Genomic DNA, 22,946 nt, shown 5'->3' with positions numbered 1-22,946 from the left:
TAAAATAAAGTTGATTTAAAATACATAGATCCCAAATGAATTCGATTCACCGATTTAAAAACCTTTTTTTGCTTTTGCAAATAGTCTTTTTGGCAGCTATAATCTTTTCTTGTAATGAGAGTTTTTCCCAAACAAAAAAAGTAACGTTAGCTGAAAAAATAACAGTTTCTAATCCTGTTGAAGATCCTACTTTTAATGATTTGGTCTCTATTTGCACAGAAACAGGAAAAAAACTCCCTAAAATATTTTTGTGCGGTAATAATGCATCTCGCACCATAACTACTTCTATTAGTGGAGCAACTCTAATATGGGAAAAATTAAATGAGGGAACTTGTACAACGGTAACTACCACAGATTGTCCGAATGAATCCAATTCTTGTATATGGACACAAGTTGCTATAGGGCCTAATTTTACTGTTTCAGGAGCGGGTCAATATAGAATTAGAGCGGTTTATACGGATAATAGTCAAAATATATTTTATTTTAATACGTACCAAAATGGTTTGGATATTCCGATTACTACAACCGATATCTATTGTGGAAAACCAGGAAAAATTAGAATAGCCCAATTAACAGGTTATGAATACAGTTTAGACGGAGTGACCTATCAAGATTCCAATGGATTTTCTATCGCAACCGCTGGAGCATATATTGTCAAAGTAAGACGAGTAGGAGCAACACTAACAGATTGTATTTTTGAAATCCCTGTAACTATTGCAAAGAAAGAATTAGCAGTTGTCACAACAGTTACCCAACCTATTACTTCTGGTGATAAAGGAACTATTAAACTCACGGCGACAAATGTTAGAGAACAGTATTTTTATAAAATAACCCAAGCTGCTACAATTATCAATGAAGTTGGACCGATTTCTGATAGTGACTATACTTTTCCTAATTTGAATTCGGGAACCTATACTTGGTCAGTCAAAACAGATGATTGTGATTGGAAATCCGGCGATATAATAATTAATTCCATTTTCCCTTTTCAAATTACCCCAACCGTTAAACCAGTTACTTGTCAACCTGGAAGCATTCAAGTTTTAGTAACAGGCGGAATACCTCCCTATCAGTATTATTTTAATGGAAACACTACTCCAGAAACAGGGAACCTAATTGGTGTTTCAGTTGCAGGTACTTATACTATTAAAGTGGTTGATAGTAACCATCAAACTATCACAATACCAGTTGAGGTACCAAATCAACCTACTCCAGTTTATACTATTGAAAAAACGAATGAAAATTGCTATTACCCCAACTCGTGGCAAATTAAGTTCAATGTTGCGAATGCCAATGGGAATAGTTTGCGATATAGTATTAACAACGGTCAAACTTTTTCGACAAATCCTGTTTTTCAGGGATTATCTGCAACTCCAGCAGGGACTACTTTTAAAACAATTATTGAATATTCGTATGGCGGAGTTAAATGTACTAAGGCTGAAGATATAATCATTGTTCAGCCACAATATGGTTTGTCAGCGACGGCTGTGGTTTCTGAATTAATTGGCTGTTTGCCATCTCCTGATGAAGATAAGGCTAAAATTAGAATTACCAATCCGCAAGGAGGAACACCGCCATACCAATACAGTTATGATAATCAAGCTACTTGGACGACAAACACGTCCATCTTAAAACCTACAGACGATTATGTTTTTCATATTAAAGATGCTAATGGATGTATTTCTGCATTGGCGAAGGTGTCGGTAGAAAATATAGGAATTCCAATAATTTCGGTTCTAAATGATTCTTTTAATTGTGATGGAACAGCAAATAGCACCGTCAATAGTGTCACAGCGACTACTACTACTTTTAGTTATGCTTATTCGTTAGACGGAGGTGCTTTCCAACCCTCTAAAAACTTTACCAACTTGCACCCAGGAAGTCATACGCTTGCAGTGAATTATCAACCTTTGATAGTCCCTACGTATAGTAATTTACTAAAAGAAGACTTTGGTTATGGAGCCGATACTACTTCGCCGGGAATGAGTGCGGCTTATTGTTTTGAGAAGCAAGTTGGCCCTGTTACCTGCCATGCACAGTTGGGTTGGGGATTAAACATTAATGATGGAGAATATGCTGTTACGTCATATATTGTATATCCTTTCGGTGCTTGGTATCGACCAATAGATCATACTAATCCCACGATAGCGAAAGGACGCTATTTAGTTGTCAATATACAAGGAGACAATACACGTCCCATTATTTATGAAAAAACAATTAATGAAATTATACCCAACCAGTCGATAGCGGTTGAATTTTATGCTACAAATTTATTAAGAATAGGAAATACTCAATACAATCCTAATTTAAGAGTTGCTTTAGTGAATGCATCAGGAGTCGAGGTTGATTTTTATAATACAGGCTCAATTCCTAAAACTGAAAAATGGCAAAAATACGCAACACAACTCAATCCAGGAAATAACACAACTTTACGATTTCAGATACGTTCGATAGAACAAAATCAAAGTGGAAACGACTTAGCTATAGATGATATTACGGCTTATCAAACCCCTAAATTATGTGCTGCAACTAAAACTATAAGTTTTGTTATCCCAACAGGGAAAGCATTTGAAGCTTCAATTACCAATACAAAAAATGCAACTTGTTCAGGAGCAAACAATGGCGAAATTACAATTGCCGCTCAAAATTTTAATACCGTTACAGGCTATCAATATTCAAAAGATAACGGAGCAACTTGGCAAACAGCAATGACTTCACCTTTTGTAATTGATAGTTTGCGAGCAGGTACGTATATTATAAAAGTGCGTTATAATGCCAGTGCAACGGGTGTTTGCGTTAAATCATTTACACCCATTGCTATTTCAGTTCCAACCTCATTAATTACTACGGCTAATGTCACCACTTTAGCGACTTGTAGTCGAGGAGCAAGTATCACAGCTAGTTCTACTGGAGGAACACCTTTTTATACGTATGAGTTATGGGACGAACTCAATGTAACAAAGTTACGTCCAGTTCAAAACTCGGGAATTTTTGATAATGTGCCCCCAGGGAAATATGTAATTCGCGCGCTTGATGCCAATGGTTGTGCCAATGAAACTCTTGTTGCAATAACAGTTTCTCCACCTCCAACACCAATTCCATCTACAGATTCTAGTTCGGATTTATGTTATGATGCGATTAATCAAGCTACCATAAAGATTAATGTAAGTTCAGGAACAGCACCTTTTTCGTTTAGCTTAGACGGAGCGACTTATCAAACCTTAAGTACTTTTACGAATGTTGGACCAGGAACGCACAAAGTAGAAGTAATGGACGCTAATAATTGTAAAGCAGTTACTCAAAACATCAATATTGGCAACGAAATAAAAGTAGCTGCCGTTTTGACTAAAGCGTTGGATTGTACTTCAAGCCCAGATGCAGTTATTAAAGTAACCGTTGAGGGTGGAGTTAAATCAATTCGATACAGAGTTTTTAAGAATGGATCAAAAATTACTACTAATGACATCACTATTCCTGATTCAGCCTCATCTTTTACTTATCTAGTAAGGGATACACAAACAGGAGATTATGTGTTCGAAATTATCGATGCCAATGGATGTATAAAAACTACTAATACAATTACCGTTGGGCCAAAAGTAAATCCTGAAATTACTTCTTTAACAGAAGTTCAATCCATTTTGTGCCACGGAGAAAATACAGCAGCGATTAAAGTGAATTTAAATACGTCTAAGGGATTGGCTCCGTTTACATATTCAATAAACGGAAGTGCAAATCAGAGCAACTCAATTTTTTCAAACTTGACCGCTGGAACCTATGAAGTTACGGTTACCGATGCTAATTTGTGTACAACCAAAGGAACCAAAATTATTTTACAACCTAACAAAATCAATGTTACTTTTCATGCGGTTGATATAACGTGTACTAGTTCAGGAGTCTCCAAAGGATCGGTAATTGTGGATGGAGTTGTTGGCGGTGTTCCTTCGTACAATTATTTTGTAATAGGAGTAAATGGATACAATAATTTAGAGTTAAATAATGCAGGGACTACCTCCCATACATTTGATGTAGTAGATTTTGGTTTGTACCAAATCAATGTGGTGGATGCCAATGGGTGTTCTGTGTTACAACAAAATATCAAGGTATCTTCTCCTCCCGAGGATTTAGATATAAATGTTTCAACTTCAACAATAAATTGTGCTTCAGGAGGAACGACAAAAGTATCTGTTGCAAAGGCAAATGCATTTAGCTCTGCCGGCCCTTTCTATTTTGCTATTTATAAACCAGGATTAGTTTACTCCTCAACAGATTCTTCATGGCAGGTAGGCGACGTTAGTAAATCAACCATTTTTACCGGATTACTGCCCGGAGTAAAATATACCTTCATTGTGTATGATGATAAAACGGGATGTTATCATTACAAGACAGCTGAAAGTGCAATAACTACTAACTCTACATTAGGAGTAAATAATCTTGAGGAAAAAAATATAACGTGTAAAGGCGCAGCCAATGGGAAAGTATCCTTAACGGTAAAAAACAAGTATGCAATTGCTACGCCAATTTCGTATCAAGTATATAATTCACAATCTTTAGTTCCTGTTTCAGGGGTTTCGGGAACCACAACGATACCCGCAACTGGTAGCACAACCATTACTGATTTAGGCGACTTGCCTTTTGGGAATTATTTTGTGTTGATAAAAGAAGAATTGGGCGCTACAAATGTTGGTTGTAGTATAGCCTCTGATTCATTTAATATAACAGAGTCTGCAATTGATTTAAGTCTTTCGGCTACAATTTTAAAAAATGTAAATTGTAATGAAAACGGTATAATTAGCGTTCAAGCCAAAGACGGCAAAGCACCGTATTACTATCAAATTTCGGCGGTAAGTGGAGCAACTTCAAACCCAACAAGTAATATAGGATTGATTCCGCCTCCGCCTCCATCTCCAGATGGAATTTGGCAAACCTCCAACACATTTACAGTGAGTCAAGGAGGTAGTTATACCGTATTTGTGAAAGACGCTTATGGTTGTGTCAAGTCCCAGCCAGTAACTATAAACAAAGACCCTGAACCAGTTATTGGTTTATCTATATCAAATGTTTGTGCTTCTGAAGGAACTTTTGCAATAAATATAACAGAAGCAAGGGCTGGAATTGCTCCTTATTACATAAGCGTAAACGGGAGTATTTTTAGTCCAGTTACTTTGCCCTATACTTTATCGAATCAAAACTCAGGAGAGTATAGTATTAGTGTAAAAGAGGTGAATGGTTGTTCGGATACAAAAACGTTAAAAATTCATAGTCCATTAGGATTGTCTTCAACGGTTATTAAACAACCGACTTGCGCACTTAATGATGGCGAAATTCAAGCTATTGCCCAAGGTGGTTCAGGTAATTATGAATACAAAATCGACAGTGGGAGCTATGTCTCTAATTCGAATTTTATAGGGCTAAGTTCTGGTAATCATACAATTGAGTTTAGAGATACAACGACTAATTGTACAAAAAGCATTGCAGTAAATTTAGAAGCACCTACTCCTATTACTGGTTTGACTTTATTTCAGATACCTGTAACCTGTAACGGAGGAGATGACGGCTCCATAACGGCAACAATTGCAATTCCAGCAATTGGGACAAACGATAATCCTATTTATAAATACAGCCTCAATGGTGGGATACCACAAGAGTCTAATATTTTTTCAGGATTAACTGCAGGAAGTTATACCGTTGAGGTGATTTCAGGAAGAGGTTGTGTAGCTAGCCAAACCAATTTTTTAATTACCGAACCTGCTGCGATTAGTGTTCCAACACCAACAATTGTTCAGTTTGGCTGTTCTTCTACCAATAATTTGAATAACGCATCGATTACTGTAAATGGAGTAACGGGAGGTTCGGGAACCTATACCCAATACGAATTTATAAAAAACGGAACACGCGTTCAATTTGGATCGAATCCAACGTATGTTGAGTCGGACTTAGCGGGGGGTAGTTATACCGTCAACGTGTATGATGACAGAGGTTGTTCGGGAAGTACTTCTGCAACCGTCTCCCCATTTTATATTTTAGATACAATTAATGTTACTCCAATAAGTCCAATCAGTTGTGTTGCAAACGAAACAATCAAAGTCTCCGTTTCAGGCATCGGTGGTACGCCAACTAATTTAGACTATTCGTTAAGTACCATTTCAGGAAGTTCGGTAGGGACAATTTTTTCTTCCAATTCCAATGGAATTTTTTCTGGGTTAACCGTTGGAGAATATTTAATTACTGTAAAGAACACAGTAACTCTTTGTAGTATTCAAGAAGTATATACCGTCAATGAACCGAATACTTTTGGTTTAACCATTGATTCGGTGGTAGATGTTACCTGTTTTGGAGGAAGTAATGGAAGTGCTAACATTACTTTAACCGACAAAAATACTCCGAGTAAGGCGGGTGCTTTTAGTTATGTTGTTAAAGATAGTTTGGGGAATAGCATACAGTCTTCAACAACTACCTCTGCTGCCCCAATTACAGTTTCAGGGTTAAAAGCAGACACTTACTCCATCACGGCGACTTTGAGTAACGCGCCATTTTGTAGTGTGACTAAAAAATTTACGATTAGTCAGCCTACTTCAGCACTTTCTTTGGTAGAATCTCATTCAGATATTACTTGTGCAGTGGGTAATAATGACGGAATAATTACCGCTTTGCCTCAAGGGGGTTGGACAGACTCGTATGAGTTTAAATGGGAAAAAGAGGGAACGGTACTTCAAGATTGGGGCGACGTTACAACAGTAACTGATTTGACTCAAGGAAATTATACGCTTTATGTTCGTGATGCAAAAGGTTGTGAAGCAGAAAATCATATTGCTTTAATCAATCCTACACCAATTACTTTTAACGCTAGTTCTGATGTTGCTTTTTTACCTTGTTTTGCTGACCGAACCGCTATAATTTTTACAACAAACGTTTCAGGAGGTCAGGGCAGTAATTATTGGTACACTCTAAATGAAACAAGTCCCAATCCAACTGTTTTTGGTTCACAAACTTCAAATGAATTTAAAAATTTAGGGGCTGGTAAATATAGTGTAACTGTTACTGATAATTGGTCGTGCAAGGCTACATCAGGAATAATCGAAATTCAAGAACCAACCCATGTAGTTGCCACATTATCTTTAAAAACACCCCCAACGTGTATGGTTTTGTCCCAATTGGCTTTGCAAATTTCAGGCGGAACACCTCCTTATAGTTTCAGTGCCGACAATAGTGTTTTTAGTCCGTTTTCATTAACTTTTTTAAATGGAAACACGGGTATGAATCACTATTTTGTCAAAGACAATAATGGATGCGGAAGTTATTTGTCTAATGATGTGGTGGTAGAATCTCTAAAGGGATTGTCAGTTGCAATAGATACTACTTTTGCCAAAGTAAATTGTAAAGGGAATAGCACAGCGTCTATTTTGGCAACAGCCCAAGGTGGTTTAGGAAATTATTTGTACATATTGTTAGATGAGGTTGATAATTTGGTTCGGCCAGCCCAAATAACGGGTGTCTTTACAGGTCTCTCGGCAGGAAAATATAAGGTAAAAGTAACCAGTGCTGATTGTGTTCCAGCGGAATCAACTACCATTACAATTACTGAGCCTACTGCAAAATTAAATCCCGCCTATTCGTTAACTAATATCTTGTGCGCTGGGTCTAATGACGGTACTGTAAAAATCAATTCTTCAGGAGGTACGGCGGTTATTAAGCACGCTATTTCGCCTAATTTGAGTCAGTTTACCGAGTCAAATCTTTTTGAAAACTTAGCGGCAGGAACTTATGATTTGTTGGTTCAGGATGCTTTAGGATGTTATGAAAAAAAGTCGATTACAATTGGAGAACCAGCGGTTTTATCAGCCCAAATAATCAATACATCGATTGTACAAGGAATGTGCTATGATGATAAGAATGCTCAGTTTAGTATTGTAATTTCTGGCGGAACACTACCATATAGTGTGTCTTTAGACAATCCAACGGGTCCATTTGCAACAGGAACTGCCACTCAAACACAATTTGATTTCACTAATTTGGAAGGCGGTTCACATACGGCATATATTAAAGATGCTAACAATTGTACGTTGGATCGGATTGTCAATCTTAACGAGTCGGTGAAATTGAACCCAACTACAATTATAAATTATGATTGTGTAAGCAAAGCACAACATAATACGGTTACCGTAAATTTAGATTCTAGTATTACTGATTATGCCTTGTTTCAATTTGCCTTAGATGGAGGAACGTATCAACCGAGTAATGTGTTTTCCAATTTTACCCCAGGAGATCATTTTATAAGAGTGAAACACAACAGTGGCTGCATTAAAGACACCCCTGTTTTCAATATTCTAAAAGTTGATCCTTTGATTTTGAATTTAAAAGAAGGGGGTTTAAATGAAATAATTGCAGTGGCTACTGGTGGTGGAGGCAATTACAAGTACACTTTTGATGGCGAATTTAATAATGCCAATCCGAGTTATATTTATTATAAAACTCAAGACTATTTGGTCACTGTTCAAGACGCCAACGGATGTAAAACCGAAGTCACTCAACAATTCAATTACATTGATATTTGTATACCTAACTATTTCACGCCAAATGGCGACGGACTCAACGACACTTGGGCGCCAGGTTGTACTGTTAATTACAAAGATTTAACTTTCTCCATTTTAGATCGCTACGGACGAGAATTAGGCACTTATAATTTGGGTGAATCTTGGGACGGCAAATACCAAGGAGTGGAGCTGCCTTCTGGTGATTATTGGTATGTGTTGAAGCTCAATAATTCAAAAGACGACAGAGAATTTGTAGGTCATTTTACACTTTACAGATAATTCATTAAAAGAAAAATCAATGAAAAAAATAGTTATATATACCCTTTTGTCCATTTGTTTTTCAGGCTTTAGCCAAGAATTACATCTGCCTGTTTTTACACAATACTTAGCGGATAATAACTTTGTATTGTCGCCTACTTTTGCTGGAATTGGAGATAATTTGCGACTACGCGCCAATGGACTAACCCAATGGGTGGGCATCAAAGACGCTCCAAAAAACCAATCGCTTTATGCTGATTTTAGATTGGCCAATCGCTCAGGAATAGGAATTTCATTATACAATGATAGTAATGGGAATACGTTTCAAACGGGTGTTAAGTTCTCTTTTGCGCACCACATTATTTTAGATTATTATTCCAAACAATACTTGTCTTTTGGGCTTTCGTACAACATCAATAATTTTAAAATAGACATCAGCAAATTCAACGCAACTCATGAAATACCGATTATTGACCCAAGTATTACCGATAATAGATCTATCTCCAATAATAATTTTGACGTAGGGCTTTTGTATCGTAATAAAGGTTTTTATGTGAGTTTCAATGCGTCTAATATTTTGCCCAAAACCAAAGATAATTATTTAGGCATCGAACCCAGTTTGGTTTTGAATTACCAATTGTATTCTGGCTATGTGATCAAAAATAGCCATAACCGAAATGTCGAAATAGAACCCTCGGTGTATTATCAGTTTTTTGCAGGAGATAAACGGTCGACTACGGATCTCAATTTAAAATACAGACACTATAATAGTTATGACGACTACTATTGGGCAGGCGTTTCTTATCGCTTTTTGAACGATCAATCATTCAAGCCGTTGACGGTGGGTCCAATGGCTGGATTTAAAAAAGCCGATTTCTATTTTGGATATTCCTATCAAGTTATATTGAACCAAATTACTGCCTATAATTCAGGGACACACATGGTTACTTTGGGATTTGATTTCCTTCAAGGAATAAGTGATTGTCCTTGTACACAAAGTCCGTTGCACGATTGATGGTTATTATTTAGCAGTTGTGATTTTGGGATTTTTAAATTGTTAAAATTTTAAACAAATTGACTCATAATAAAAAAAAACTTACATTTGAATTAGTTCTAACCTAATTGTAAATTCTATTTTAAAAATAATGTATTAGTATTTTACATAATTAACACCTAATCCACATGAAAAAAATAATTTTAATTATCGCAGTCACAATTGTATTAATTCCAACAGTAAAATCGCAAGAGAAAATCCAATTTGGAGTAAAAGGAGGTGTCAATTTCACCAACATGACCTCTAATGATTATTTATATGATGAAAAATACAAGACTGGATTTTATCTTGGAGCAACTGTTGAAATACCATTGAGTAAAAAATTATCAATTCAGCCCGAAATAGTATATTCAAGTCAAGGAATTAAAGGAAAAGAACTTGTAAATTTTATCTCAATTGTTCCTGGAACCATGCCTGTAGTTTATGCTGAACACAAGTTAGATTATATCAAGATTCCTGTTTTGGCAAAACTGTATTTAGTTAAGAATTTTTCATTTGAAATAGGGCCATCATTTAATTTTCTAGTAAACGATCAGTTTACGTCTGATTATCCCACACAGACAGATTTAGCTGAAAAATTTGAATTTGGGGGTGTTATTGGGTTATCCTATAAAGTCAAATCAAATTTTGTTGTAAATACAAATTATCTCATCGGTTTTTCCAATGCTTTAAAATCGCCTTTTGAAAATTCAAAAAACTATGGTTTTTCAGTAGGAATTGGATATTTATTTAAATAAAAGCCCTATTTACGCTTAGAGGTTGGTTTTTTGAAAAAAAGAGACTAAAAAATAACAGATTAATTAATTTACAACGATTTCGTTAAGAAAATCTGAATTTTTATTCCTTTTCAGAATTTGTCACTGCGCTAAAAGTTCTATCTTTGTTTCTCTTTCAGAAAAACTAAAAAACAGATACAATGAAAACGGTAAACGATTTTAATTTCAAAAATAAAAAAGCAATTATCCGCGTTGATTTTAACGTGCCTTTGGATGAAAATTTTAATGTAACAGATGTTACACGTATTGAAGCTGCAAAACCAACTATTGATAAAATTTTGGCTGATGGTGGAAGTGTAATTTTAATGTCGCATTTAGGTCGTCCAAAAGGAGCTGAAGAGAAGTATTCATTGAAACACATCTTAAAAACAGCTTCGGCTATTTTAGATGTTCCAGTTCAATTTGCTGCAAATTGTATAGGAGCTGAAGCTAAAGCAGCCTCAGACAAATTACAAGCAGGTGAAGTATTGTTGTTAGAAAATTTACGTTTTCACGCTGAAGAAGAAGCTGGAGATGTGGCTTTTGCCAAAGAATTAGCGTCATTAGGCGACATCTATGTAAACGATGCTTTTGGTACTGCACACAGAGCGCACGCTTCGACTACAATTATCGCGCAATTTTTTCCAAACGATAAATGTTTTGGAACGTTGCTAGCTAAAGAAATTGAAAGCTTAAACAAAGTATTAAAAAATAGTGTAAAACCAGTAACTGCTGTTCTTGGAGGTTCAAAAGTATCTTCAAAAATCACGGTTATCGAAAATATCTTAGACAAAGTAGACCACATGATTATTGGTGGTGGAATGACGTTTACTTTTGTAAAAGCCTTAGGTGGAAAAATTGGAGACTCTATTTGTGAAGATGACAAACAAGAATTAGCCTTAGAAATTTTGCGTTTAGCTAAAGAAAAAGGAGTTCAAATTCATATTCCGGTTGACGTAGTAGCAGGAGATAAGTTTTCAAATGATGCTAATACACAAGTGGTTGACGTAACTGCAATTCCTGACGGATGGGAAGGAATGGACGCAGGACCAAAATCTTTGGAACAATTCAAAAAAGTAATTTTAGAGTCTAAAACGATTCTTTGGAATGGACCTTTAGGTGTTTTTGAAATGCCAACTTTTGCAAAAGGAACTATTGCTTTAGGAGAATTCATCGCTGAATCAACTGCTAACGGCGCTTTCTCACTTGTAGGAGGTGGAGATTCTGTTGCTGCTGTAAAACAATTTGGTTTTGAAGACAAAGTAAGCTATGTTTCAACAGGAGGAGGAGCAATGTTAGAAATGTTAGAGGGTAGAGTGTTACCTGGAATTGCTGCTATTTTAGAATAAGTACTTTTTAAACAATAGTCAAGTCAAGATAGACTTGATTCAATAGAATAGAAAACCTTAGCGATGAAATTTCTGGCTAAGGTTTTCCTTTTTTAGAGACAGGATTTTTAATTTTTAGTCCGTTAGTCTCCTTAGGTTTAAGACGGATTTTCGTATTAAATCGAGCAAAAAAGCTTAAAAAAGCCCCTAAAACTGATTTTTTAACAATATTTATGTAATTTTTCAGTTAGAACCTAGTAAGTTTGTAAAAATGATTTTATAATCATTTGAAATTTAGCCCCTTGAATGCATTAAATATGAATATAAAAAACCTTATACTTCCTTTTTTTCTGTTAGTATCTTTTTCACTTTTTTCGCAAGAAACAGTTGAGAAAACAAATGCTCCAAAACCAGAAATTAAACTTACCTACTTAGATTCTATCAAGAAAACATTTGTCAAAGATGATTTGGCAGCTTGTGTGGACAGTTTGTGGTTAAAGGAATTAACCAATTTAGACATTTACAATAACCTTACAGAGGATATTCAAACAATCAATATTGACGAAAAAGTTGATTATGAATTACCTACTGAGTTGTTGAAAGCACGATTGCAAGCAATGGATGAGAAGTCGCCATTTCATATTGAATACAACCAAGGTTTAGAAAACATCATCAAGTCATTTTTGAAAAACAGAAAGCGTTCTTTTGAGCGTTTGATGGCTGTTTCAGAATATTATTTCCCTTTATTTGAAGAGGCATTTGACAAACAAAATGTGCCTCTTGAAATCAAATATTTAGCCGTTGTTGAGTCGGCATTAAATCCAAAAGCTGTTTCTAGAGTTGGCGCTACAGGACTTTGGCAGTTCATGTACCAAACAGGAAAACAATACGGATTGAAAATTGATTCGTATGTAGATGAACGTAGCGATCCTTTAAAAGCGAGTGAGGCTGCTGCCCAATACATGAAAAACATGTATGCTATTTTTGGCGATTGGGATTTGGTTTTGGCTTCCTATAATTCAGGACCAGGTAACGTAGCAAAAGCCATTCGACGTTCTGGAGGACAACAAAACTATTGGAACATTCGTAAAAATTTACCACAAGAAACACAAGGATATGTACCTGCTTTTTTAGCAACAATGTACATTTATGAATACCATAAAGAACACGGAATTAAGCCTGAAAGAGCGCCTATCAAGCATTTTGCTACAGATACGGTAATGATTAAAAGACAAATGTCTTTTAAACAAATTTCAGAATTGATTGATATTCCAGTGGCTCAATTGCAAATTTTGAATCCATCGTATAAATTAAATGTGGTGCCGTCTTACAGAGACCAAAGCCATTATTTGAGATTACCACAAGACAAGATGGCGGTTTTCACTTCTAATGAATCTAAGATTTATGCTTATGTGGATAGAGAAGCTAACTTAAGAGAAAAGCCATTCCAAATTGTTCGACCAATTGTACCTCAAGACTCTGTAAATACATTTCAAAGATTGGCACAAGCCAAAGTGCGCTATTACCGTGTCAAGCGTGGAGACAATTTGAGTACCATTGCTAAGAAATATGACGTTGCAGTTGACGATCTTAAAAAATGGAATAACATTAAGGGGAATGAAGTTGCTTACGGTAAAAACTTAAAAATCAATGGAACTGAGGCAGAACAGAAATCGACGGCTGTAGCCAAAGTTGAAATTGACAAAAAAGGAGTTCAGAAAGACAGCGTGGCTACTACAACAGCATCGTTTTATGTGGTTCAAAAAGGAGATAACTTAAGTAATATTGCTAAAAAATTCAACATTACCGTAGCGGATATTCAAGATTGGAACAAGTTAAACAATAACAATGTTCAGTTAGGGGCTTCGCTTCAAGTAGTGAAAAACCCAACTACTAAAGAAGAAGTAGCAGCTGCTCCTGAAAGAAAAGACATTCAATATATTGTTCAAAAAGGAGACAATTTAGGGAACATTGCTAAGAAATTTGGAGCTTCATTAGACGATTTAAAGCAATGGAATAATTTAGGGTCGAATGCAATTGCTTTAGGAAGTACATTAATTGTTGCCAAAAATGAGATTGCGATTGTAACCAATAAAGCAACAGTAGCTAGTTTTAAAAAGAAAGACGATTATACCACTCCTGCTAAAAAAGAAGCAGAATACTATGTGAAAAAAGGAGATTCATTGTATAGCATTTCCAAAAAATATCCAGGTGTGACTATTTCTGACTTAAAGAAATGGAATAACATCAAAGAAGAAGAATTGAAACCGGGAATGAAATTAAAAATTAACGGATAATTCGATGGATCAATTTAAATTTGGGTTTTATTTCATAATGTAAGAATCATGAATAAAGCCCATTTTTTATGCCTGCTCCTTTCGGTTGTTTTGTTTTCTTGTTTCAAGAAAGAAGCCGACTTACCTCGTAAAACAACAGGTAAAATCAATACGATTTCAGTAATTATTGATGACCAATTGTGGAATGGAGAAATTGGCGACAGCATTCGAAATAAATTTGCTTCTCCAGTAATTGGACTACCCGAAGAAGAACCGCTCTTCACCATCAATCAATATCCTGTTAAATTATTAGAAGGTTTTGCTACTGATAGCCGTGCGATTTTGGTAATTAAAAAAGAAGCCGAAAACAAATTCGAAATCAAGGAAAACCAATACGCTTCACCTCAAAATGTATTTCATATTTCAGGCAAAACGGCTACTGAAATATTGCAATTATTGGAAGAACATACACCGGAAATCATTTACCGTATTGAACAAGGAGAAATTGCAGAAAGCCAACGTATCAATAAAAAAGCGCTACTCCAAACCACATCTTTTAAAAAAGAATTTCAGCTTACAATTCAAGTTCCTTCCGACTTTGAACAGGTGTTGCGAAAGCCCAATTTTGTTTGGTTAAAGAAAAAAATAATTAGTGGAAGCAGTAGTTTGTTGCTTTATCAGGTGCCGTTGAATACGATTACAACTTCTAATGCAGCCATTGATATCCTTACAATGAGAGATTCTATTGGCAAATACATTAAAGGAACGGAACCCAATACCTATATGATTAGTGAAACAGGGTATACCCCTTATTTTTTCAAATCAAAGATAGACAATCGATTGGCGTATGAAACTAGAGGAACGTGGCAACTCCAAAACGATTATATGTCTGGGCCTTTTATCAATTACACCATTGTAGATACAACAAACCATCGGCTGTTAGTTTTAGAAGGATTTTGTTATTCACCCTCCAAAGAAAAAAGGGACGTCATGCATGAGTTAGAGGCTATAATACATTCGGTTCATTTACTTAAAAACAATACATTTACCCCACATAAAAAATAGAATTCATGACATTAGAATGGAAGATCAAATCTTTTGAATCACTTTCTGTACACGAGTTGTACGATATTCTTCGTTTGCGAAGCGAAATCTTTGTTGTTGAGCAAAACTGTGTGTATCTTGATTTGGATGGCAAAGACCAAAAAGCATTGCATCTTTTTGGAACTTTTGAAGGCAAAATTGTAGCACACGCGCGCCTTTTTAAACCCGGAATTTCGTTTGTCCATGCGTCTATTGGTAGAGTAGTAGTACATTCCAAATACCGAGACAGAAAATGGGGTCACGAATTAATGCGCCAAGCTATTGAAGGTGTTTTACATCATTATGGAGAGACTGAGATTACAATTGGCGCCCAATTGTACTTAAAAAAATTCTACGAAAGTCACGGATTTGTTCAAACCAGCGAAATGTATTTAGAAGATGATATTCCGCACATTCAAATGGAGAAGAGCGTTTAATATTAGATTTTAATAAAGATTAGTAATGTCCTTTCAGAGAAAAAATTTCAATAGTAGTATTGTTTTTAATTCCGTAAACAATTCGGTGTTCTTGATTTATTCTTCTTGACCAAAGTCCCTGTAATTCATGTTTAAGTTGTTCGGGTTTTCCTATTCCGCTGGTTGGATTTTTTGAAATATCTGTAATTAGAGCGCCTATTTTTTTTAAAATAGTTTTGTTTCCGCTCTTTATCCAAAATATTAAATCTTGATCAGCTTTTGGTAAAAAAATTATTTCCATAATGAATTTAGCTCATCAAGAGTAACTACTCTACCTTTTCCTTGTTTGGAATCTTCTTTTCCTTGCAAAATCTTTTTCACAAATTCGGGGTCGTAGGGGCTATCTTCTATTTCGTCAATAGGTACAATGGCATACGACTTATCTTTTCCTCTGTGAATAATTACTTTTTCATCTTTAGCAATATCAAGATATTTTTTTATATTTCCTCTGAATTCAGATACACTAATGGTTTTCATTTCATTTTTTTTCAAATGTACATAATTATGTACATTTGAAAAAATATTTTAACATTTGGTTATCACTAATTCGACTCTTCGGTCTAATTCAGGTTCTTTACCAATAGGGAATAGATTGCCATAGCCTTTAAAAGTCATTCTGGACGGATTAATTTTTCGCATCACTAAGTAGCGGTACACGGCTTTGGCTCTATTATAAGACAACTTTCTTTCTTTGGTGTCTTTGTCGATGGCATCTGAAAAGTATTTTGGCGTACAACAAACATGGCCTTGAACTTCAAATTCTACATACGGATTGTTCTTCAAAAAAACGACAATCTTATCCAATATAGCTCGGGATTTTAAGTCCAAATAACTACTTCCTACGCTAAATCGTACATTTTCTAAATAGATCCGATCTCCTTTTTGGTGTGGCAAATGAAAATCAGAAAACAAGCGCGGAATACCCATGAAAAATTTCGGTTTGGCGAGTTGTTCTACCACGACTTCCACTCGGCGATTTTTAGAGCGGGTTTGGTCTAGGTCAGGCACCGTGTCTTTGTTGACCAAAACCCTTCCTTTGCCTTCTAAAGCAATTAATTTTTTAGGATTCAGTCCAATGTTCAGTAAGATTTTTTCAACGGTACCGACTCTCCTGTCCGATAAATTGAAATTGTAAGGAGCCGTGCCACGATCGTCACAATACCCAAAAACGCGAACAGATTGGATTTGGCTACTATCAATTTTTTGAAAAAAATCACGAAGAATGTTCTTTTGGTTTTCTCGAAGTTGGTCCACGTCAAAGTCAAAATAGATATTTTGTGTAATTTTTTCTTGAGCAAATCCGCTTAAGAACAGTACTAAAAATCCTATTTTGAATAATTTTTTCATTACATTTTTAAGATGGATTTGTATTCAGCAGGCGAGTTCAATATTTGAACGGCGCGTTTGATTTCAAGATTATTTTTAAGATAGAACAGGTATAAACCTTCTTGGTATTGGTAGCGTTTGATCAGTTCTTCCTGAATTAAGTTCTTGATTTCTTTTTGATTTTTATCCAATAAGGCGGTTTCACTTTTTTGAAGCGCAGTCAATAATTGTTGGTATTCTGTGGTAATAGTTTCGTCAATTTGTTCTTTTTTGGCTGCAGCCAAAGTTGCCTTCAATGCCAGTTCCGTTTGGGTATCAAAAGAGAATTTAGTTGATTTTAAAAACTGTTTGAAGTCTTGGTAATCTGCTTCTGAAATAGTCGGAATCGTGTTGCCTAGGTTTGGATTTTTGTAATAATATTGGGTCGCAAAATTGAAAATCGCATCGTTTTTTTCTAAGGCTTCGGCAATAGGACTTAATTTAGTTTCGTCTAGCGCTATATCCGGCTGAATGCCACCGCCATCATAAACCGTTCTTCCTTTTTTGGTTTTAAAAGCGGTATAATTTTTCTCGTCACGTTTTGTAGCAATTCCGTTTTTGTCTTTGTGAGCATAATCTAAAGCCTGAATGCAACGACCCGAAGGTGTGTAGTAACGCGAAATGGTTACTTTTAACTGAGTTCCATACGTCAAATCAACGGGTCTTTGGACTAATCCTTTCCCAAAACTACGACTACCAATGATGACAGCGCGGTCTAAATCCTGTAAAGCTCCCGAAACGATTTCTGAAGCCGAGGCGCTTCTTCCGTTGACAATAATCGCTAAAGGAATTTCAGTCTCAATAGGTTCTTTGGTAGTTTTGTAGGTATTGTTGTGTTTGTCGATTTTTGATTTTGTGGTAACAATAATTTCGTTTTTGGGAACAAATAAATTGCAAATAGTCACCGCCTCGTTTAACAATCCGCCTGGATTATCGCGCAAGTCCAAAACGATACGCTCAGCTCCTTCTTTTTTGAGTTGTTCCAAGGCATTTTTGGTTTCCAACCCTGCTTTTTTGTTGAAGTGTGCCAATACAATATAACCCGTTTTGTCATCTATTTTTCCAAAGAAAGGTACCGATTTGATTTCGACTTCGTCCAATACAATTTGGGTAGTGTTGGTTTTTCCTTGTCGAATGTATTTGATGTCAATTTTGGTGTTTTTTGCCCCTTTTAATAATTGCGAAGCATCGTCTTTAAAGTCGGCTAAAAGGACATCACCAATTTGGATAATTTCATCTCCAGCTTTTAGTCCGGCCTTGTCAGCAGGGAAATTTTTATAGGGTTCTTTGATGATTAGTCGGTCTTCTTTACGAGTGATTAATACGCCAATTCCGGTGTATTCACCCGTATTGTTGATTTTGAATTTCACTACATCTTGCTCGTTGAAAAAAACCGTGTACGGGTCAAGGCTGGCCAACATTCCTTTGATGGCTCTGTCCATTAATTCGCCAGGATTGGTTTCGTCTACATAGTTTTTGTTCAATTCCTTGAATAGTGTAGTGAAGATTTCAATTTGCTTGGCTACCTCAAAAAAATCTTCCTTAAAACTTGCACCTACATACAAAAAGGCGCCAGCAACAACAGGAATAATATATCTTTTCTTGAATGAGGAAATCATAGTACTAAAAGCTTAGATTGAAAGGTCTAAAATAAGAATAAATTGTCAATACTGAGCGATTTGAAAACTGTTTTATTTTGGGTCTTTTTTTGTAACAGGGTTTACTTGTGCCAAAAATTTTTCAAATAATTGAATGGTTTTGGTGTTGATTTCTTCAAACGACAATCGGTCTTTGCTTTGGTAAAAAAGCATTAACGCATAGGGTTGGTTGAGGTGGTCTTTTAGCAAATGTTGATTCAGACGATAGGTCTCGCGCAAAACACGTTTGAAATAATTCCGATCAACGGCTTTTTTGAAGTATTTTTTAGAAACCGAAACGCCTACTTTTAAGTGTTGCTCGTCACCCAAAGTGCCCGAATGATAGACTAATCGCAAGGGGTATTTTGACACTGATTTCCCTCCGGAAAATAACAGTCCGATAGTAATCTTGCTTTTTAGTTTTTCGTTTTTTGGATAATTGAAGTTCATTTCAGAGAAAAATACCACTAATTTTAGTTGGCAAAGGTACAATTAAACCCTAAATAGGTGTTATTCTTTAGGATTTAAATAGCCCTAAAAATTAATTTCGTATTTTTGTAGTTCATTATTAACGCATGCAGAAACTAATTTCGTATCCCATCTCCATCATCTACTATTTGTGTTTTGGACTTTGTTTGGTTGTTTTTCATCCAATTCAATGGGTATGTTTCAATGTTTTTGGGTACCAAGCACACAAAAAAAGTGTCGATTATTTGAACCTGTTTTTGGTGCGTTGTACGAATCTTTTAGGAACGACTTATCAGTTTGAAAACACAGAAGTTATTCCTAAAAATGTGCCCGTAATTTTTGTAGCCAATCATCAGAGTTTGTATGATATTGTGGCCATTATTTGGTATTTGCGCGACTTCCATTGCAAGTTTGTTAGTAAAAAAGAATTGGGTAAAGGGATTCCAAGTGTGTCGTATAATTTGAATCACGGAGGTTCTGTTCTAATCGACAGAAAAGACCCCAAACAAGCCATTCCTGTTATCAAAGGATTGTCTGAATATATTGAAAAAAACACCCGTTCTGCAGTGATTTTCCCAGAGGGAACGCGTAGTAAAACTGGAAAACCAAAACCTTTCGCGCAAAGCGGATTGAAAATATTATGTAAGTACGCCCCTTCTGCTTATGTGGTCCCAATTACCATTAACAATTCATGGAAAATGGTGCAATTTGGTGCTTTCCCAATGGGTTTAGGCAATCGTCTCCAATTTACAATTCACCAACCCTTAAAGGTAAGTGATTATTCGTTTGAGGAGTTGATAGAACAAACGGAAAGCGCAGTAGTACAAGGAATACAAATTTAATAATATAACAAAATGTCAATTAAAAACATTCGTTTAGAAGTGATGCAGTTTTTGGAAAAAAACGTGGATAGCTTCGTAGAACAGTACTTAATTCCAGTAGAAAATATTTGGCAACCCACTGATTTTTTACCAGATTCACAAAGTGAAAACTTTTTCGAAGAAGTAAAAGAACTAAGAGAAATTGCTAAAGATTTACCGTATGATTTTTGGGTAGCTATGGTGGGAGACACCATTACCGAAGAAGCTTTGCCAACGTATGAGTCTTGGTTAATGGAAGTAGAAGGAGTTAATAATTTAGAAAGAAATGGCTGGTCAAGCTGGATTCGCCAATGGACGGGAGAAGAAAACCGCCACGGAGACGTATTGAATAAATACTTGTATTTGTCAGGACGAATCAACATGCGTGAGGTAGAAATTACTACCCAACACTTAATTAACGACGGTTTCGATATTGGTACAGGAAGAGACCCGTATAAAAACTTTGTGTACACGAGTTTCCAAGAGTTAGCGACTTACGTTTCGCACAATAGAGTATCACAAATTGCTAAAAAATACGGAGACAATAAACTGTCTAAAATGTGTAAAATGATTGCGGGAGATGAGATGCGTCACCACCATGCGTATAGCGAATTTGTGAACCGAATTTTTCAAGTAGATCCAAGCGAAATGATGTTAGCGTTTCAATATATGATGAAACAAAAAATCGTAATGCCGGCGCATTTCTTGAGAGAATCAGGACAACAAATAAGTTCTGCATTTGAAAATTTCTCTGATTCAGCACAACGTATTGGAGTATATACGGCGAATGATTATGTAGAAATCATGCAAAAGTTAATTGACAAATGGCAAATTGATAAAATTGGAGGTTTGACTGACGAAGCCGAAAAGGCACGTGATTACTTGATGAAATTACCAGCAAGAATGGCTAAAATTTCAGAAAGAATAGTGATTCCTCAAGAGTCGTATATCTTTAAATGGGTAGAGCCTGCTACATTGTAAAATTGTAGTATTTTTAAATAAAAAAAGCGTCTAAAAGTCTTGTTCTTGTCAAACTGAACTTGTTTCAGTTTCTATAATCATTATTTTTATAGATTCCGAAATAAATTAGGAATGACAAAATAGGTGCTTTTTAGACGCTTTTTTATAAAATCATTTTCAATATGAACACCACTAATTTGATTGATAAAACAATACGGTTTGTAAAAGAAACTTTAGCCCAAGCCGAAGGCGGTCACGATTGGTTTCATATTGAGCGAGTGTATAAAAATGCGTTGTTGATTGCTGCTTCTGAAAATTGTGATTTGGAAATAGTACAATTAAGCGCTTTGCTTCACGACATTGCAGAAAGTAAATTTCATGACGGAGATGAATCCATTGGTCCAAAGACAGCACGAACTTTTTTAGAGTCTGAAAATGTTGTCGCAACAACAATTGACCACGTAATCGCAATAATTGAAAATATTTCGTTCAAAGGCGGCAAAGTAGAAAGAAAGTTCTCTTCTATTGAGTTAGATATTGTTCAAGATGCAGATCGTTTGGATGCTATTGGTGCCATTGGCATTGCCAGAACGTTTAATTATGGTGGTTTCAAAAACAGAGCGCTTTACAATCCTGAAATTGTTCCCAATTTGTCCATGACGAAAGAAGAATACAAGAACAATGAGGCACCCACCATCAATCATTTTTATGAAAAATTATTGTTGTTGAAAGACAAAATGAATACCCAAACAGGAAAACAAATTGCCCAAGAACGCCACCGTTATATGGAAGATTTTTTGGAACGGTTTTATGCCGAATGGGAGGGGAGAAAATAAGAATAGAATAACCTTTAAAGGTTATTCTATTCTTATTAAAAAAGTCTAAAGACCAAACCAATAATACTTCCAATAATAAAACCACTTCCACATGTTGAAACGGTGCTGTAATATCCAAATTTAGTATCGTGATTTATTGTATAATTAGTTATGATGATAGAGAAAATTAAACCAAATATATAACCAGGCCAAAAAGGAATAGTATCTGGAAAAATTTTCACAAATGAAATTCCCATTAGAAAATATAGAGTTGGGATTCCACTTCCTAAAGAAATAGAAATAAATGATAAAAGAACTCGAATCCACCCGCTAAATATTATAGTTATGGGATATAAAAATCCAATTAATAAGCTTTTATACATACTTATGTTTTATTCGATTTTAATTCTATAATCTGTTGCTCTCTCTCCTTTATTCATTTCTACTAATTTACCATCAACAAAATAAAAAAAACCATAGTCTGAACCACTCCCATCAGAATCATACCAAACTTGTTTTGTAACCCTGTAGATAGTTATATTATTTTCCATTTTCTCCACCTGTTTTTTTGGGCAGATTTTATTGAATTCAGCTATTGGCATTCCAATATAGACTTGGTTTAATAAGTTGTTTAGTTGATTTTTTCCTGATGCACAATTTGCTAATGTCATAGATAAAAGACTAGCCATTGTAATAAATGCAATTTTTTTCATGATGTTTTGGGTTATAATATTTGCTAATAAATGATCATTAATTATTGAATTTTTTTATTGTTTAAATTAGACAGAAACTTGTCATATATGACATTAACAAGTGCAAATATAAACCATTTCTTGACTTGTCAAATATGTCAGTATGGAAAAATTGGAATTATTTAAAAAAGTTGGTAGAAATATTCAAGAAATAAGGATTCGTAAAGGTATGTCGCAAGTAGATTTAGTGGGTAAAATAGAAGAAAAAATAGATACTACTAATATTTCAAGAATTGAATCTGGAAGGACTAATCCAACACTTTATAGTTTATATAGAATAAGTCAAGCATTGGATGTCCCTTTGTCAGAGATAGTGAATGTCGAAAAATAA

18 protein-coding genes are annotated in these 22,946 nt (G+C 35.3%); 11 read left to right on the top strand and 7 right to left on the bottom strand.

Annotated features, from left to right (window positions below):
• Positions 1 to 89: 89 nt before the first annotated feature.
• The 7 genes from Q0L65_RS08145 (at position 90) to Q0L65_RS08115 (ending at position 15,719) form a co-directional block, all read left to right on the top strand.
• Positions 90 to 8,807: a T9SS type B sorting domain-containing protein gene (locus tag Q0L65_RS08145; protein WP_296685139.1), complete on the top strand. Its 8,718-nt coding sequence runs from the start codon at positions 90 to 92 to the stop codon at positions 8,805 to 8,807.
• 19 nt (positions 8,808 to 8,826) lie between these two features.
• Entirely contained in the window at positions 8,827 to 9,801 is a 975-nt protein-coding gene (locus Q0L65_RS08140) for a type IX secretion system membrane protein PorP/SprF (protein ID WP_296685138.1), read from the top strand.
• A 167-nt stretch (positions 9,802 to 9,968) separates the two neighbouring features.
• Positions 9,969 to 10,577: a porin family protein gene (locus tag Q0L65_RS08135; RefSeq protein ID WP_296685136.1), complete on the top strand. Its 609-nt coding sequence runs from the start codon at positions 9,969 to 9,971 to the stop codon at positions 10,575 to 10,577.
• Between the two features lie 179 nt (positions 10,578 to 10,756).
• On the top strand, positions 10,757 to 11,944 hold the full coding sequence (locus Q0L65_RS08130) for a phosphoglycerate kinase (RefSeq protein ID WP_296685135.1): 1,188 nt from the start codon (positions 10,757 to 10,759) through the stop codon (positions 11,942 to 11,944).
• 296 nt (positions 11,945 to 12,240) lie between these two features.
• The gene (locus Q0L65_RS08125) at positions 12,241 to 14,220 is read left to right on the top strand and encodes a LysM peptidoglycan-binding domain-containing protein (RefSeq protein ID WP_296685133.1); all 1,980 of its coding nucleotides are present in this window, start codon (positions 12,241 to 12,243) and stop codon (positions 14,218 to 14,220) included.
• 48 nt (positions 14,221 to 14,268) lie between these two features.
• Positions 14,269 to 15,264 (top strand): DUF4837 family protein, encoded by a 996-nt coding sequence (locus Q0L65_RS08120; protein WP_296685131.1) that lies wholly within the window; start codon positions 14,269 to 14,271, stop codon positions 15,262 to 15,264.
• Between the two features lie 5 nt (positions 15,265 to 15,269).
• Complete coding sequence (locus Q0L65_RS08115; RefSeq protein ID WP_296685129.1) at positions 15,270 to 15,719, top strand: GNAT family N-acetyltransferase; 450 nt, start codon at positions 15,270 to 15,272, stop codon at positions 15,717 to 15,719.
• A gap of 19 nt (positions 15,720 to 15,738) precedes the next feature.
• Here the strand turns inward: Q0L65_RS08115 and Q0L65_RS08110 are convergent, their stop codons facing one another.
• From Q0L65_RS08110 to rnpA, 5 genes are all read right to left on the bottom strand, one after another.
• The gene (locus tag Q0L65_RS08110) at positions 15,739 to 15,999 is read right to left on the bottom strand and encodes a Txe/YoeB family addiction module toxin (protein WP_296685127.1); all 261 of its coding nucleotides are present in this window, start codon (positions 15,997 to 15,999) and stop codon (positions 15,739 to 15,741) included.
• Positions 15,990 to 16,235, bottom strand: coding sequence for a DUF2683 family protein (locus Q0L65_RS08105; protein WP_296685126.1), 246 nt, complete (start codon positions 16,233 to 16,235; stop codon positions 15,990 to 15,992). The genes Q0L65_RS08110 and Q0L65_RS08105 overlap by 10 nt, the downstream gene beginning before the upstream one ends.
• A 48-nt stretch (positions 16,236 to 16,283) precedes the next feature.
• Positions 16,284 to 17,105: an OmpA family protein gene (locus Q0L65_RS08100; protein WP_296685124.1), complete on the bottom strand. Its 822-nt coding sequence runs from the start codon at positions 17,103 to 17,105 to the stop codon at positions 16,284 to 16,286.
• Complete coding sequence (locus Q0L65_RS08095) at positions 17,105 to 18,742, bottom strand: S41 family peptidase (protein ID WP_296685122.1); 1,638 nt, start codon at positions 18,740 to 18,742, stop codon at positions 17,105 to 17,107. The genes Q0L65_RS08100 and Q0L65_RS08095 overlap by 1 nt, the downstream gene beginning before the upstream one ends.
• Before the next feature lie 72 nt (positions 18,743 to 18,814).
• Positions 18,815 to 19,210 (bottom strand): ribonuclease P protein component, encoded by a 396-nt coding sequence (rnpA, locus tag Q0L65_RS08090; RefSeq protein WP_296685121.1) that lies wholly within the window; start codon positions 19,208 to 19,210, stop codon positions 18,815 to 18,817.
• A gap of 125 nt (positions 19,211 to 19,335) precedes the next feature.
• On the opposite strand from rnpA, the gene Q0L65_RS08085 reads away from it, so the two are divergent.
• From Q0L65_RS08085 to Q0L65_RS08075, 3 genes are all read left to right on the top strand, one after another.
• Positions 19,336 to 20,070, top strand: a complete 735-nt coding sequence (locus Q0L65_RS08085) for a lysophospholipid acyltransferase family protein (RefSeq protein ID WP_296685119.1) — start codon at positions 19,336 to 19,338, stop codon at positions 20,068 to 20,070.
• Positions 20,071 to 20,082: 12 nt separating this feature from the next.
• Positions 20,083 to 21,069, top strand: coding sequence for an acyl-ACP desaturase (locus tag Q0L65_RS08080; protein ID WP_296685117.1), 987 nt, complete (start codon positions 20,083 to 20,085; stop codon positions 21,067 to 21,069).
• A 161-nt stretch (positions 21,070 to 21,230) separates the two neighbouring features.
• Positions 21,231 to 21,884, top strand: a complete 654-nt coding sequence (locus Q0L65_RS08075) for an HD domain-containing protein (RefSeq protein ID WP_296685114.1) — start codon at positions 21,231 to 21,233, stop codon at positions 21,882 to 21,884.
• A gap of 35 nt (positions 21,885 to 21,919) precedes the next feature.
• Here Q0L65_RS08075 and Q0L65_RS08070 read toward each other — a convergent pair whose 3' ends face one another.
• Complete coding sequence (locus tag Q0L65_RS08070) at positions 21,920 to 22,120, bottom strand: hypothetical protein (protein WP_296685112.1); 201 nt, start codon at positions 22,118 to 22,120, stop codon at positions 21,920 to 21,922.
• Positions 22,121 to 22,255: 135 nt separating this feature from the next.
• A complete protein-coding gene (locus tag Q0L65_RS08065; protein WP_296685108.1) occupies positions 22,256 to 22,576 on the bottom strand; it encodes a hypothetical protein in 321 nt (106 codons plus the stop codon).
• 142 nt (positions 22,577 to 22,718) lie between these two features.
• Here Q0L65_RS08065 and Q0L65_RS08060 point away from each other — a divergent pair, with 142 nt between their 5' ends.
• Positions 22,719 to 22,946 (top strand): helix-turn-helix transcriptional regulator, encoded by a 228-nt coding sequence (locus Q0L65_RS08060; protein WP_296685106.1) that lies wholly within the window; start codon positions 22,719 to 22,721, stop codon positions 22,944 to 22,946.

Origin of the sequence: Flavobacterium sp. (genome assembly GCF_024642105.1) — a bacterium.
Taxonomy (GTDB): domain Bacteria; phylum Bacteroidota; class Bacteroidia; order Flavobacteriales; family Flavobacteriaceae; genus Flavobacterium.
This window is presented reverse-complemented; position numbering and strand designations above follow the sequence as displayed.